This window comes from Marinobacter iranensis (assembly GCF_029207565.1).
GTDB classification, from domain to species: Bacteria; Pseudomonadota; Gammaproteobacteria; order Pseudomonadales; family Oleiphilaceae; genus Marinobacter; species Marinobacter iranensis.
Genome location: NZ_JANCMW010000249.1, coordinates 1 through 261 on the forward strand (window position 1 = coordinate 1; position 261 = coordinate 261).

The 261-nt window shown below is 33.7% G+C and carries 1 protein-coding gene; it reads right to left on the reverse strand.

Annotated features, from left to right (window positions below; all coding sequences use genetic code 11):
• On the reverse strand, positions 1-261 hold a 261-nt coding region (locus NLU14_RS22235), incomplete at both ends, for a GRP family sugar transporter (RefSeq protein WP_275710696.1).

Here is a 261-nt window from a genome sequence, read left to right on the forward strand (position 1 = left end):
TTCATAAACATATTTATCCATTTTAATTTTGAAACGACCCATCACAAGTGCTCCAAAGATCATTCCAACTGACATTGGCAAGATAATTGTCAGTGCATCAAAATGAACATTGAACCAAAGTACTGCTAAGTTATTAAAAAGAATAACATAGCTAACATATCCCAAAGTTGAGTAAGTTAAAGCAGTCAATCCTTTAGTATAATTACGTCCTTCTTCAACAACTGCATTTTCTGGGTCACGTTTAGCTGAGAAATAGAACCC